The sequence below is a fragment of the Nocardia macrotermitis genome, assembly GCF_009604405.1.
Classification (GTDB): Bacteria; Actinomycetota; Actinomycetes; order Mycobacteriales; family Mycobacteriaceae; genus Nocardia; species Nocardia macrotermitis.
In genome coordinates, this window is record NZ_WEGK01000004.1 from 217,727 (window position 1) to 233,692 (window position 15,966).

Sequence of the window (15,966 nt, forward strand, 5' to 3'; positions counted from 1 at the left end):
CGGCGGGCACCACGTAGGCGACCAGACGGTCCCCGGCGCGCTCGTCGGAGTGCACGACCGCGACCGCCTGCGCGACGGAATCGGTTGCGGTGAGCTCGGATTCGATCTCACCGAGTTCGATGCGCTGACCGCGCAGCTTGACCTGGAAGTCGGTGCGGCCCAGGTAGACGATCGCGCCGTCACCCGTGTGCCGGACCAGGTCACCCGTGCGGTACATGCGGGAACCGTTGTCCCCGAACGGATTCGCCACGAACCGGTCGGCGGTCAGGTCGGCGCGGCCCAGATAGCCGCGCGCGGTCTGCGCGCCCGACAGATACAGCTCACCCGCGACACCCACCGGCACCGGACGCAGTCGCGAATCCAGCACGTACGCCTGGGCGTTCCACACCGGCGAACCGATCGGCACGGCGGCGCTGACGCTCTCGGCGACCGGCGCGTAGGTGGCGTGGACGGTGAATTCCGTCGGCCCGTAGAGGTTGTGCAGCCGCGCGGACACACCCAGGCGGCCGAACGCGGCCACGGTGTCCGGCGTCAGCGCCTCACCGGCGACGAACAGGATGCGCACCGCCGCGAGCGCCTGCGCGGACACGCTGTCGGAGAACACCCGCAGCATCGACGGCACGAACGAGGTCATGGTGACCCGCTCGGCGGCGATCACGTCGGCGAGGTACTGCGGGTCGCGATGACCGTCCGGGCTCGCGATCACCATGCGCGCGCCGACGGCCAAGGGGGCGAACAACTCCCACACCGACACGTCGAACGTCGACGGGGTCTTGAACAGCACCACGTCGTCCTGGTCGATGCCGTATTCGCCGGTGATCCAGGCGATCTGGTTCACCACGGCCGAGCCGGGCACCGCCACACCCTTCGGGCGTCCGGTGGAACCGGAGGTGAAGATCACGTACGCCGGATTGTCCGGGAAGACAGGGCCTTCCAGCTCATCGGGCTCCAGCGGCGTGACCTCGAAACCATCGAGATCGATGGTCTCCAGGTCCAGCACCTCGATGCCGTCGGGCACCGCGACCTCGTCGGCGGCACGGGTCAGCACGCATACCGGTTGCGCGGTCTCGAGCACATGCGCGATGCGCTCGGCAGGATGATCCGGATCCAGCGGCACGTAAGCACCACCCGCGGTGATCACCGCGTACATGCTCACAACGAGATCGATCGAACGTCGGATCGCCAGTGCGACAAGCACTTCCGGACCGACACCGGCCCAGATCAACCGCCGCGCAAGGATATTGACCCGCTCGTCGAACTCCTGGTAGGTGAGCTCTTCGCCCTCGAAGGACACCGCGACGCGATCCGGATGCGCGGCCACCATGCCGCGGTATCCGTCCAGCAGCGCGGTCGCCTCGACCGGATGCGCGGTGTCGTTCCAATCCCGCAGCAGCAGCGAGCGTTCGGCCGCGTCGACGATCTCCAGCTCACCGGCGGGAGTCGTTGGCGCAGCGGCGATCTCACCCAGCAGACGCAGGAACCGGGTCGCGAAACCCTCGACCGTCGCGGCGTCGAACAGATCCGTCGCGTAGGTGAAGTAGCCGTCGATCCCGTTCGGCGCGCCGGCGTCGTCGTAACCGTCGGCCAGGAACAGGTGCAGGTCGAACTGCGAGATCTCGGTGTCGACCTCGATCCCGGACAGTGTCAGACCGGGCAGTTCCAGGTTCGTCACGCCCATGTTCTGGAAGGACAGACCGATCTGGAACAGCGGATGACGTGCGGTCGAGCGGACCGGGTTCAGCGTTTCGACCAGGCGCTCGAACGGGACGTCGGCGTTGGCGAACGCCTGGATGTCGGTCTCGCGCTGGGCTTCCAGCAGTTCGGCGAACGGCGTCGCGGCATCGACCCGCGTCCGGAACACCAGCGTGTTCACGAACATGCCGATCATGTCGTCCAGCGCCGCCTCACCGCGACCCGCCATCGGTGTACCGATCGCGATGTCCTCGGTGCCCGACAAACGCGCCAGCAGCACGGCCAGTGCGGTGTGCACGACCATGAACAGCGTCGCGCCCCGCTCGCGCGCGAGATCGGTGAGCGCACTGTGCAATTCGGCGTCGATCCGCAGCGCGGCCTTGCGACCGGCGAAGGACTGCACCGCCGGACGCGGCCGATCCGCGGGCAGATCCAGCTGATCGGGCAGATCGGCCAGCGCCGTGGTCCAGTAGGCGGTCTGCTTGGCCAGCAACGATTCCGGATCGTCCTCGCTGCCCAGCAGCGCGCGCTGCCAGATGCTGAAGTCCGCGTACTGGACCTCGAGCGGGGCCCAGCCGGGGGCGTGGCCGGTGGAGCGCGCGGCGTACGCGGTCATCAGATCGCGCGTCATCGGGGCCATCGAGGAGCCGTCGCCGGAGATGTGGTGCACCACCATCGCCAGCACGTACTCGCCCGCACCGGTCTCGAACAACGTCACCCGCAGCGGCACCTCGGCCGTCACATCGAAAGTGGCGGAGAAGAATTCGAGCAGCAGCGCCTCGATGTCACCGGCCGCGGCGGGCCGCACGACCAGCTCGGGCACCGACTGTCCGGGCGGCAGCACGACCTGCACGGGACCGGATTCGGTCTCGGGGTAGACCGTGCGCAGCACCTCGTGCCGGGCGACCACGTCGGCCACGGCCTCGCCCAGCGCGGCGACGTCGAGTTCGCCGGTCAGGCGCACCGCGATCGGCACGTTGTAGGCGGCCGAGGACTGATCGAACCGGTTCAGGAACCACATCCGCTGCTGCGCCAGCGACAGCGGAATCCGCTCGGGACGCTGCGCCGCACGCAGCGCGGGACGGCCACCGGTGTGCTGTTCGACCCGCGTCGCCAGGCCCTCGACCGTCGAGTTCTCGAAGACGGTGCGCACCGGCACCCGGGCGTCCAGGGCACTGCCGAGGCGCGCCGCGACCTGCGTGGCCAGCAGCGAGTTGCCGCCGAGGCCGAAGAAATCGTCGTCCAGGCCGATCCGCTCGACACCGAGCACATCGGCGAACACGCCCGCCACGATCTGCTCGATCGGCGTCGTCGGCGCGCGGAACTCGGTGGTCTCGAATTCCGGTTCCGGCAACGCCTTTCGGTCCAGCTTGCCGCTGGGGTTGAGCGGGAAGTCGTCCAGTACGACGAACGCCGCGGGCAGCATGTAGGACGGCAGGCTCGCGGCGAGCGCGGCCTTGACCTCCGCGACGTCCAGCGCGCCACCGGCCGGGATCACGTAGGCGACCAGGGTGTCGCCCAGGCGCTGATCCGCGCGCGCCAGCACCGCCGCGCGCCCGACCTGCGGCAGCGTCAGCAGCGCCGCCTCGATCTCACCCAGCTCGATCCGGAAACCGCGAATCTTCACCTGGAAGTCGGTACGACCGCGATAGTCCAACTCGCCGTTGGCATTCCAGACCACCAGATCACCCGTGCGGTACATCCGCTCACCGGCCGCGAACGGGTCGGCCACGAACCGGTCCGAGGTCAGATCGGGACGGGTCAGATAGCCGCGCGCGAGCTGCACACCGGCCAGATACAGTTCACCGGCCACCCCGTCCGGCACCGGCCGCAAGCGCGAATCCAGCACGTAGACACGGGAATTCCACTCCGGCACACCGATCGAGACCTGTGCGGTGTCGTCCGCGGTGACCTGGTGGTTGGTGATCGAGACCGCGGCCTCGGTCGGGCCGTACACGTTGAACAGCCCGGAGGTGTTGGCCCGCAGGAAGCGCTGCGCCATCGAACCCGGCAGCGCCTCACCGATCGCCAGCACCTGCCGCAGCGACGGCGCCAGCGCGTCGGCCGACGCGATCAGCAGACCGTCCAGCATCGAGGGCACGGTGCCCAGCGTGGTCACACCCTCGCGCGCCATCAGCTCGTTCATGTAGGCCGCGTCGCGGTGGCCGCCGGGCGCGGCGATCACCAGGCGTCCGCCGGTCAGCGCGCCGGCCCAGAACTCCCAGGTCGACACGTCGAAGGTGGCGGCGGTCTGCAACAGCATCACGTCGTCGGCGTCGATGCCGAATTCGGCGACCTCCCAGAGCATCTGGTTCACGATCGCGCGGTGCGAGACGGCCACGCCCTTGGGGCGGCCGGTCGAACCGGAGGTGAAGATGACGTACGCGGTGTTGTCCGGCCGCAGCACGCCGAGTCGCTCGGCGGGCGCGAACGGCGCGTCCGAGACCTCCGACAGATCCAGCTCATCGATGCGGACCACGGGCGCGACCTCGGTGCCGAACGCGGTCTCCGTGTTGGTCAGCACGCAGATCGGCGCGGCCGTCTCGAGGATGTAGCCGGTGCGGTCGGCGGGCTGGTCCGGGCCCAGCGGCACGTACGCGCCACCGGCGGTCACCACCGCGTACATCGCCACGACCAGATCCACCGACCGGTCGAACGCCAGCGCGACCAGCGACTCGGGCCCGACACCGAGCGAGATCAGCTGCCGCGCAAGACGATTCACCCGGCGATCGAGTTCGTCGAAGGTGATCCGGGCACCGTCGGGGCCGATCAGGGCCACGGCGTCCGAGCGGGCGCCCAGGGTCTCCGCCAGCAGCGAGGCCAGCGTGGCGGACGCGTCGACCGGATAGTCGGTCGCGTTGCGCCGCACCATGATCCGATCGCGTTCGACGAGGTCGAGCAGATCGATGTCACCGACAGCGCCGGACGGATCGGCGACGATCCGGCTCAGCATCCGCACGAAACGATCCACGAAGCCCTGCACCGTGGCGTGGTCGAACAGCGCGGTGGCGTAGGTCAGGTGACCGGCGATGCCCTGGGGCGCACCGGATTCGGTCAGATCCTCCGCAACGATCAGGTTCAGGTCGAACTGCGACTGCCGCAGGTCGAGATCCACCCCCGAGACGGTCAGGCCGGGCAGTTCCAGGCCAACCTGAGCCAGGTTCTGGAACGACATGCCGACCTGGAACAGCGGGTGCCGCGCGGTCGAACGAACCGGGTTCAGCACCTCCACCAGCCGCTCGAACGGCACGTCGGCGTGCGCGAAGGCGGCGATGTCGATGTCGCGCTGACGGGCGAGCAGATCGGTGAAGGACTCGCCGAGGTCGATCCGCGTGCGGAACACCAGCGTGTTGACGAACATGCCGATCATGTCGTCCAGCGCGGCCTCGCCGCGACCCGCCATCGGGGTGCCGATCGCGATGTCGTCGGTGCCGGACAGGCGGGCGAGCAGCAGCGCGAACGCGGTGTGCACGACCATGAACATGGTCGCACCCTCGGTACGCGCCAGATCGGCCAGCGCAGCGTGGGTTTCGGCGTCGATCCGCACCTCGACCCGGCTGCCCTCGAAGGTCTGCGCCAGCGGCCGCGGCCGGTCCGCGGGCAGATCCAGCTGATCGGGCAGCCCGGCCAGCGCGGACCGCCAGTAGGCGACCTGCTTGGCGGCCAACGACTCCGGATCGTCGTCGGAGCCCAGCACCGCGCGCTGCCAGACGCTGAAGTCCGCGTACTGCACCGCCAACGGCGCCCAGCCCGGCACCTCACCCGCGACGCGGGCCGCGTACGCGATCATCAGGTCACGGGTCAGCGGCCCCATCGACGAACCGTCGCCGGAGATGTGGTGCACCACCATCGCCAGCACGAATTCGCCTGTGCTGCCCTCGATCTCGAACAGCGCGACGCGCAACGGCACCTCGACGGTCACGTCGAAGGTCGCCGCGAAGAACTCGACCAGCGCGGCCTCGACGCCGTCGGCGGCGGCCGTGCGCAACTCCAGTTCCGGAATCGCCTGTCCCACCGGCAGGATCACCTGCACCGGACCGTTGTCGTGCTGCGGGTAGATGGTGCGCAGAATCTCGTGCCGCGCAACCAGATCCGCGATCGCCGCACGCAGCGCGGCCACATCGAACACGCCGGACACCCGCACCGCCATCGGCACGTTCCAGGCCGTGGACTCGGCGTCGAAGCGGTTCATGAACCACATCCGCTGCTGCGCCAGCGACAGCGGAATGCGCTCGGGACGCGGTCCGGCCACCAGTTCGCGGTGACCCGAACCGGCCTGGGCCTCCACCCGCACGGCCAGCGCCCGCACCGTGGACGCCTCGAACAGCAGCCGCACCGGGACGCGGGTGTTCAGAGCGCTGCCCAGACGGGCGGCGACCTGGGTCGCGATCAGCGAGTTACCGCCGAGTTCGAAGAAGTCGTCGTCGACGCCGATCGGCGTGCCCAGGCCGAGCACGTCGGCGTAGGTGTGCGCGACGATCTCCTCGATCGGCGTGGACGGCGCGCGGAACTCGCGCACCTCGAACGACGGCGCGGGCAGCGCGCGACGGTCGAGTTTGCCGTTGGGGCTCAACGGAAGTGCGTCGAGCACGACGATCGCCGAGGGCACCATGTAGGACGGCAGCACCCCGGCCAGATGCGTGCGCAGCGCCAGATCGAAAGCGGCGGAATCGAATTCGTCGCCCGACTGCTCGGGCACGACGTACGCGACGAGCCGGGCCCCGGTGCGGTCGTCGGACCGCACCACGGCCACCGCCTGCACGACGGTGTGGTGCGCCCGCAGCGCGACCTCGATCTCACCCAGTTCGATACGCAGACCGCGCAGTTTGACCTGGAAGTCGGTGCGGCCCCGGTACAGCAGCTCACCGTCGGCGGCGCGAGCGACCAGGTCGCCGGTGCGGTACATGCGCCCGCCGTCACCGAACGGATCGGCCACGAACCGGTCCGAGGTCAGATCCGTGCGGCCCACGTAGCCGCGCGCGAGCTGGTCGCCCGCGAGATACAGCTCACCCGCGACACCCACCGGCACCGGCCGCAGCCGCGAATCCAGCACGTACGCACGGGTATTGAACACCGGTCGGCCGATCGGCACGAGATCGACGTCGGCGTCGGTCACCTCGTGATAGGTGACATCGACCGCGGCCTCGGTCGGGCCATACAGGTTGTGCACCGCCGAACCGGTCAGCTCCCGCAGCCGATGCGCGGCCTCGGGGCCCAGCGCCTCACCGGAGGAGAACACCATGCGCAGCGAACCACACTGCGCCACAGCGGATTCCGCGACGAACACCGACATCATCGACGGCACGAAGTGCGCGACCGTGACACCCTCGGCGGCGATCAGCTCGGCCAGGTACACCGGGTCGCGGTGGCCGTCCGGCTTGGCGACCACGAGCCGCGCGCCGATCTGGAAGGGCCAGAAGAACTCCCACACCGACACGTCGAACGTCGACGGAGTCTTCTGCAACACAACATCATTCGTGTTCAGTCCGTACTCGGACTGCATCCACACCAGACGGTTCACGATCGCGGCGTGCGAGACCGCCACACCCTTCGGGCGACCCGTCGAACCGGAGGTGAAGATGACGTACGCGATGTGCTGCGGCAGCAGCGGGCTGATCCGCTCGGCGTCGGTGACCGGCGCGTCGGAGTAACCGGCCGTATCCAGCTCGTCCAGTAGCAGGACCGGCACCCCATCGGGCGCGAATTCGTCTGCGGCCGTGGTGAGTACGCACGCCGGACGCGCGGTCTCGAGCACGTGCGCGATGCGTTCGGCGGGCTGTTCGAGATCCAGCGGCACGTACGCGCCACCGGCCTCGACCACCGCGTGGATGGCGATGACCAGTTCGAGCGAACGTCGCAGACCCAGCGCCACCGGCACATCGGGTCCGACGCCCGCCTCGATCAACTTGCGCGCGAGGCGACGCACGCTGGAGGCGAAGTCCGAATACGACAGCGTCCCGGAGGGACTCGATGAGGGGCGGTGGTCGGGCGACGGGTGGGCCAGAGTTGTCCCCTCGAACGTGAGCGCGGGCGCTTCCGGCGTACGAAACGCCTGCGCGGCGAACATCGACGGCAACGTCGCGGCCCGCCCGGCCAGCGCCGCCCGCAGATCGAACCGCGTGTCGTTCCACACCCGCAGTTCGAGTTCGGCCTCCCGCGCATCCAGCAGCGGCAGATCGCCGACGGGCCGATCCGGCGTCACCGCGACGGCCTTGAGCAGCCGCACGAAACGCCGCGCGAACTGGGCGATGGTCTCGGCGTCGAACAGGTCGGTGGCGTAGATGAACTTGGCGCTCATCCCCGCGAGCGCGGGCACGCCGTCGGCGGACCCCTCGGGAACCTCCAGCCGCTCGGTCAGTTCGAGTTGCAGGTCGAATTTGGCCGTCTCGATGGGCAATTCGACGCCGTGGATGGTCAGACCGGGCAGTTCCAGCGTGGTCCGGCCGGTGTTCTGCAACGACAGCATCACCTGGAACAGCGGATGCCGGGCCTGCGAACGGGTCGGATTGAGGATCTCCACCAACCGCTCGAACGGCAGGTCCGCATGCCCGAAGGCCGCGATGTCCCCGCCCCGGACCGCGTGCAGCACATCGGCGAAGCTGGACTGCGCCTCGACCTGCGTGCGCAACACCAGGGTGTTGACGAACATGCCGATCATGTCGTCGAGCGCGCGCTCACCACGTCCCGCGACCGGCGTGCCGATCGCGATATCGGTCTCCCCGCTCAACCGGGACAGCAGCACGGCCAGCGCCGCGTGCACCACCATGAACATGGTCGCGCCGTGCGGGCGGCCCAGTTCGGCCAGGCGGGCCTGGGTTTCGGCGTCGATCTCGAAGGTGTGGATGGTGCCGCGGCCCGAGGCGACCGCCGGACGCGGCCGATCGGACGGCAGATCCAGCTGTTCGGGCAGACCGCGCAAGGTGTCGGTCCAGTACGAGATCTGCTGGGAGATCAGCGATTCCGGGCTGCTCTCGGAGCCGAGCACCTCGCGCTGCCACAGCGCGTAGTCCGCGTACTGCACGGTCAGCGGCTGCCAGGCGGGCTCGCCGCCCTCCACCCGCGCGCCGTAGGCGATCATCACGTCGCGGGCGAACGGGCCCATCGAGAAACCGTCACCGGAAATGTGGTGCAGCACCAGGGCCAGCACGTGTTCGGTCGGGCTCACCTCGAACAACCGGGCCCGCAGCGGCACCTGCACGGTGACGTCGAATCCGGTCAGCACCAGTTCGGAAAGCTGGCCCGGCAGTTCGGCCTCGGTGATCTCGATCGGCGTCAGATCCGGGATCACCCGGCTGGTCGGCACGATGTCCTGGTACGCGGCCAGCGCGGGCTCGTGCGGCTCCAGCGCCGCCTCGGGATACCGGGTGCGCAGCGATTCGTGCCGCGCGAGCACGTCGGCGACCGCGATGTGCAGCGCCTGGCGGTCCAGCAGACCGGACAGCCGGACCACGACGGGGATGTTGTCGACCGCGGACTCCGGATCGAACCGGTTCAGGAACCACATCCGCTGCTGCGCCAGCGAGAGCGGGATCCGCTCCGGACGCTGTTGCGGCACAAGCGGTTTGCGGGTCGAACCGGCGGTCCCGGACTCGGCGCGGGCGGCCAGCGCGAATACCGTGGACGCCTCGAAGATCTCCCGGACGCTCAGATCGGTGTCCAGCGCGGCCGACAGCCGCGCGGCGACCTGGGTCGCGATCAGCGAGTTACCGCCCAGGGCGAAGAAGTCGTCGTCCAGGCCGACGCGTGCGACACCCAGTGTCTCCGCGAAGATCTCGGCGACGATCTCCTCGACCGGCGTGGTCGGCGCGCGGAACACCGCGGCCTCGAACACCGGCGCGGGCAGCGCCTTGCGATCCAGCTTGCCCGACGCGTTCAGCGGTAGTTCGTCCAGCACCATGACCAGCGCGGGCACCATGTAGGCGGGCAGCCGCTGGCCGAGCTCCTCGCGCACCTCGTCGGTGTCCAGGATCGTCCCGGCCGCAACGACATACGCGACCAGCTGATCGCCGGTGTGCACGTCGTTGCGGACCACGGCCACGGCCTGGGCGATCTCGGGCAGGGCGGTCAGCGCGGATTCGATCTCGCCGAGTTCGATGCGCAGGCCGCGCAGCTTGACCTGGAAGTCGGTGCGGCCCAGGTACTCCAGTTCACCGTCGCCGGTCCAGTAGACCAGGTCGCCGGTGCGGTACATGCGTTCGCCGGCGCCGAACGGGTTGGCCACGAACCGATCCGCGGACAGGTTGGGTCGGCGGACGTAGCCGTGCGCCAGCTGCGCGCCCGCCAGATACAGCTCACCCGCGACACCCACCGGAGTCGGCTGCAAACGCGAATCCAGCACGTACACACGGGTGTTGAAGACCGGGCGGCCGATCGGCACCGATTCCTGATCGGATCCGGTGACGTGGTGGTAGGTCACGTCGACGGCGGCCTCGGTCGGGCCGTACAGGTTGTGCACAGCTGAACCGGTCAGCTCACGCATGCGATGCGCGGACCGGGGGGCCAGCGCCTCACCCGAGGAGAACACCATGCGCAGCGAACGGCACTGCGCCACAGCGGATTCGGCGACGAACACCGAGAGCATCGACGGCACGAAGTGCGCGACCGTGACACCCTCGGCCGCGATCAACTCAGCCAGATACGCCGGATCACGATGCCCGTCCGGCTTCGCGACCACCAGCCGCGCACCGATCTGCAAGGGCCAGAAGAACTCCCACACCGACACGTCGAACGTCGACGGAGTCTTCTGCAATACAACATCATTCGCGGTCAACCCGTACTCGGACTGCATCCACACCAGACGGTTCACGATCGCCGAATGCGGCACCGCCACACCCTTCGGGCGGCCGGTCGAACCCGAGGTGAAGATGACGTACGCGGTATCGGCCGCGCGCAGCGGGTAGCGCCGGTCGTCGTCGGTGAGCGGATCGATCGAGTAGCCGGACAGATCCAGCAGATCGATCCGCACCTGCGCGGTGTCGATCTCCAGGTCGTCGCCCGAGGTGAGCACGCAGACCGGGTCCGCGGTGCGCAGGATGTACTCGGTGCGCTCGGCGGGGTGATCCGGATCCAGCGGCACGTACGCGCCACCGGCCGCGGCGACGGCGTACATGCCGACCACCAGATCGATCGAGCGGCGCATGCCCAGTGCGACAAAGGATTCCGCGCCTACGCCACGTTCCACCAGCCAGCGCGCCAGGCGATGCACGCGGGAGGTGAACTCGGCGTAAGAAAGAGTTGTCCCCTCGAAGGTGAGCGCGGGCGCGTCGGGTGTGCGGGCGGCCCGCTCCTCGAACATCGACACCAGCGTCGCTGCCGTATCCGGCAGCTCGTGCGCGGTGTCGTTCCAGCGGGTGACCACCAGATCGCGTTCGGCGGCGTCCAGCAGGGCGATATCGCCCACCGGCGCGTCGGGATCGGCGGTGATCGCGGCCAGCACACGCACCAACCGGCCGGCGATCCGGCGAACAGCGCTCTCGGAGAACAGATCCCGCAGATATCCGGCGCGGATCCGCAACGTCTGCCCGGTGTCGCCCGCGCGGGTGTCGAGCTGCGCGATCAGGGTCAGCGGGTAGTGCGTGGCGTCGGCGGCCTCGAGCCCGGTGACGGCCATACCGTCGATATCGGCGGCCTGCTCCCGGATGCCCTCGGAGTCGACCGGATAGGACTCGAACACGACCAGGGTGTCGAACAGCCCGCCCAGGCCGGCGGCCTGCTGGATGTCCGCCAGGCCGACGTAGTGGTGATCGAGCAGATCGGCCTGTTCGCCCTGGGTCCGGGTGAGCAGCGCGCGCACCGATTCGGCCGGGTCGATGTCCACCCGCACCGGCACGGTGTTGATGAACAGGCCGACCATGGCCTCCACGCCCGGCAGCTGCGCCGGACGTCCCGAGACCGTGGTGCCGAACAGCACGTCGTCGCGACCGGTGGTGCGGCCCAACAGGATTCCCCATGCGACCTGCAACACGGTGTTCGGGGTGACGCCCAGGCGGGTGGCCAGTTCGGTGAGCCGCGCGGTGGCGGCCACATCGAGCCCGAACAGGTACTCCCCGGACAGCGAGGTGATCTCGCGGCCCGAATCCGGCCGGGTCAGCAGCGTCGGCTCGGACACTCCGGACAGCGCCGCGGCCCACGCCGCGACCGAGGCCGAATGATCCTGCTGCGCAACCCATTCCAGGAAGTGCCGGTACGAGCGCACCGCGGGCATCGCAGCGGTGTCGGCGTGCGTCGCGTACAGCACCAGCAGATCCCGCATGAGCAGCGGCATCGACCAGCCGTCCAGCAGGATGTGGTGGTTGGACACCGCGAGCTGCCATTCGGCCTCGCCGACCCGGATCAGCGTGAACCGGATCAGCGGCGGCTCGGTGAGATCGAACCGCCGCGTGCGGTCGGCCTCGATGATCTCGCTCGCGCTCGCACCCGGACGCGCGTGCGTCGGACGGCCGTCGTGCTCGGCCCAGGCGACCCGCACACCGTCCAACACCAGCTGCACCGGATTGCCCTGTGCGTCGGTGACGAAGGCGGTGCGCAGGTTCTCGTAGCGATCCACCAGCGCCTGGGCGGCCGCGCGCAGACGGTCCGCGTCCACCCGGCCGGTCAGCGTGAGTACCGCCTGCGCGGTGTACACGTCGACCGAGGTGGCGGCGAGTTGCGCGTGGAACAGCAGACCGGCCTGCAGCGCCGAGAGCGGCCACACCTCGACGAGTGCCGGGAAGCGGCGCTCACCCGTTTGGGTCAGCGCCGGGAAGCGACGTTCCCAGTCGTCCACGTCCTGCTGGGTGCTGCGCACCAGCGCGAAGTCCGAGGGCGTGTGCCCGCCCGCCGACGCGGAATCCGCGTGGCGCGCAACGGCTTCCACGGCCTCGATCCACAACCGGCCGAAGTCCGCGACCGCCTCGTCGCCGAGCAGCGTGGTCGGATAGCCGATATTGGCGGTGAGCTGATCGCCGACGACGATGGCGTTGATGTCCAGCGGCGCCATCGCGGGCATATCGGCGTCGTAGTCGCCGCCGAGTTCACCCAGTTCGGGTGCGGGAATCCAGCCGAAGCCGCGCAGCGCCTCGGGCACGCCGCCCTCGGAGACCCGGCCCAGGTAGTTGAAGCTGACCTGCCCCGGCAGCTGCGCGGGCAGCTCGGCGGCGGTGTCGGCGTTCATGTAGCGCAGCAGTCCGTAGCCCACGCCCTTGTCCGGGACCTCGCGCAGCTGCTCTTTGATCGCCTTGATCGCGCGGCCCATGGCGGGACCGCCGGTCAGCGCGTCCGCGACGTCGATCCGCGACAGGTCCACCCGGACCGGATAGATCGCGGTGAACCAGCCGACCGTGCGGGACAGATCCGCGCCCGGCACCAGATCCTCTTCGCGACCGTGGCCTTCCATCCGGATGAGCAGTGAATCGGCGCCTTCGGCGAGGTCACCGATCCGCTCGGCGCGCCACGCGGCCGTGGCCAGCACCAGCGCGGTCACCAGGGCATCGTTGACGCCGCCGTGGAACAGCGCGGGCACCGTGGTCAGCAGTGCGCGGGTGGCCTCGGCCGACACCTCGACGTGATGACGGGCGATGACACCCGACACGTCGATCGCCGGATCCATCGGACGCCTGGTCAGCAGCGGATCCGGACCCCCGACGACCGAACGCCACCGCTCCAGCTCACCGACCCGCTCCCCCGCGACCTTCTCGAGCGCGTGCGACCAGGTGCGCATGCTGGTACCCGGTTCGGACAGTTCGGGAGCCTGCCCGGCAGACAGCTGTCCCCACGCGGTCACGAAGTCCGGCACCAGGATTCGCCAGGACACACCGTCGATGATCATGTGGTGCGCGGCGACGACGAGTCGCCCGGCACGCTCGGCGCCGGACTCGCTGACCGGTTGCAGCCAGACGAACCGGATCACCACGCCCGCTTCGGGATCCAGCTTGTCCAGCGTGGAATCCAGTGCGGCACGGGCGATCTCGAAGACCGCGTCCTCGTCGGCGGCGGCGTCGAATTCGACGTGGCCGATCAGCGCGTCGGCGTCGACCGTGCCGGGTTCGGCGGTTTCGATGATCCATTCCGCACCGGCGTGCCGACGCAGCCGCGCGCGCAGCATGTCGTGCCGGTCGATGACCGCGGCCACCGTCGCGGCGATACCCGCGCGGTCGATGCCGATCGGAAGTTCCAGTGCCAGTGTCTGATTGAAGCGTCCGATGCCGCCGGACCGCTCCACCATGAACCGCACCACCGGGGTCAGCGGCATGGTGCCCACACCGCCGCCGGGCAGTTCGGCCAGGCGCGCGGGCGCGTCACCGACCGCGTCGGTGGTGGTCGCGACCGCGGCGAGGGCGGCCACCGTGCGCTGTTCGAAGACGTCGCGCGGGGAGAACACCACCCCGCGCGCCTTGGCCCGGGCGACCAGCTGGATCGACACGATACTGTCGCCGCCCAGCGCGAAGAACGAATCCTCGATACCGACCCGCTCGATGCCCAGGACCTCGGCGAACACCTCGGCGAGTGTGTGCTCGAGCGGGGTGCGCGGCGCGGTGAAGGCGGCCTCGGAGGCGAAGACCGGTTCGGGCAGCGCCCGGCGGTCCAGCTTGCCGACCGGGGTCAGCGGGATGTGATCCAGCACCATCACCGACGCGGGCACCATGTAGGTGGGCAGCCGCTTGCCGATGTGTTCGGTGAGGGCGGCGACGTCGATCGTATGCCCCTGTGTGGCAACGACATACGACACCAGCGAGGTCGCGCCCGCGGCACTGCGGTGGCCGATCGTCTGCGCGAAGTCGACACTCTCGTGCGAGGTCAGCGCGGCGTCGATCTCGCCGAGTTCGATACGGAAACCGCGGACCTTCACCTGGAAGTCCGAGCGGCCCACGTATTCCAGGCGGAATTCCCGCTCGCCGTCCGCCAGCCGGCGCGAGGTCCACCGCACCACGTCACCGGTGCGGTACATGCGCTCACCCGGTGCGAACGGGTTCGCGACGAACTTGTCCGCGCTCAGGCTCGCCCGCTCGTGATAACCGCGGGTGACCTGGATACCCGAGACGTAAAGCTCACCGGCCACACCGTCGGGCACCGGCTGCAACCGGTTGTCCAGCACCAGCGAACCCACGCCGCGGTTCGGACCACCCATGGTCAGCGCGTCGCCGGGCAGCAGCGGCTCGCCGATATTGACCACGATCTGGGTCTCGGTCGGGCCGTAGATGTTGTGGAACCGGCGGATCGGACCGTCCGGGCCGCCCAGCGGGATCGCCCACTTGGCAAGCAGCTCAGGCGAATACGCCTCACCGCCGACCGCCAGCACCCGCAGGCTGTCCAGCCCGGCCGGGTCCAGCGTCGCGAGCGCGGCCGGGGTGATGAACAGATGACTGACCTGCTCGCGCCGGATCAGCTCGTACAGCTCCTCACCGCCGAACACGCCGGTCGGCACGATCACCAGCGTGCCGCCGGGGCCGACCGCGAACAGCAGTTCCATCAGCGAGGCGTCGAAGCTCGGCGAGGAGAAATGCAGTGTGCGCGAATCGGAGTCGAGCCGGTAGCGCGCGACCTGCTCGGCGCTGAAGTTGGCCAGACCCGCGTGCGGTACCACCACGCCCTTGGGCACACCGGTGGAACCGGAGGTGTAGATGACATACGCGAGGTTGTACGGCCGCAGCGGGCGCACCCGGTCCGCGTCGGTGACCTCCGCGCCGTCGAACGCGTCCAGGTCCAGCTCGTCCAGCACGAGCCACTGCACCGAATCGGGCAGATCGTCGCGCACCGAGGCCACGGTCAGGCCGATCGGGGTGCCCGAATCGGTGATCATGTGCTCGATGCGGTCGGCCGGATAGGACGGGTCGATCGGCACGAAGGCCGCACCCGACTTGGTCACGCCCCATTCGGCGAAATACGAATCCGCCGAACGCGGGATCGCGATCGCGATCAGATCCTCGGTACCCAGGCCACGCTCGATCAGCAAGCGCGCCAAGCGGTTCGAGCGCTCATCGAGTTCGCCGTAGGTCAGGCGGATATCGCGGAACACCACCGCGGGCGCGGACGGATCACGCGAGACCGCCGCAGCCAGCAGCGCGGGCAGCGTGCTCGGCGCGAGTCCGGGACCGCCTGTGCGCGAAACGATTTCGGCGCGTTCGGCCGGTTCCAGGATCTCGATGGTCCCGACGACCACCTCCGGATCGGCGGCGATCGCCTCGAGCACCCACTGCCAGCGGGTGACGAACTCGGCGGCGGTGGCCTCGTCGAACAGATCGGTGGCATAGGTCAGCGCCAGCGACATGCCGGACGCGTCCCGCTCGGACAGCGTGA

At 69.4% G+C, this 15,966-nt stretch carries 1 protein-coding gene (running past both ends of the window); it reads right to left on the reverse strand.

All 15,966 nt of this window come from inside a single coding sequence — locus tag NRB20_RS11120, non-ribosomal peptide synthase/polyketide synthase (RefSeq protein WP_153410001.1), on the reverse strand. Of the gene's 50,487 coding nucleotides, 17,467 precede the window and 17,054 follow it; the stretch shown corresponds to coding positions 17,468-33,433 — codons 5,823 (partial) to 11,145 (partial); the first complete codon in reading order (the gene reads right to left) occupies window positions 15,962-15,964. Both codon boundaries (start and stop) fall beyond the window edges.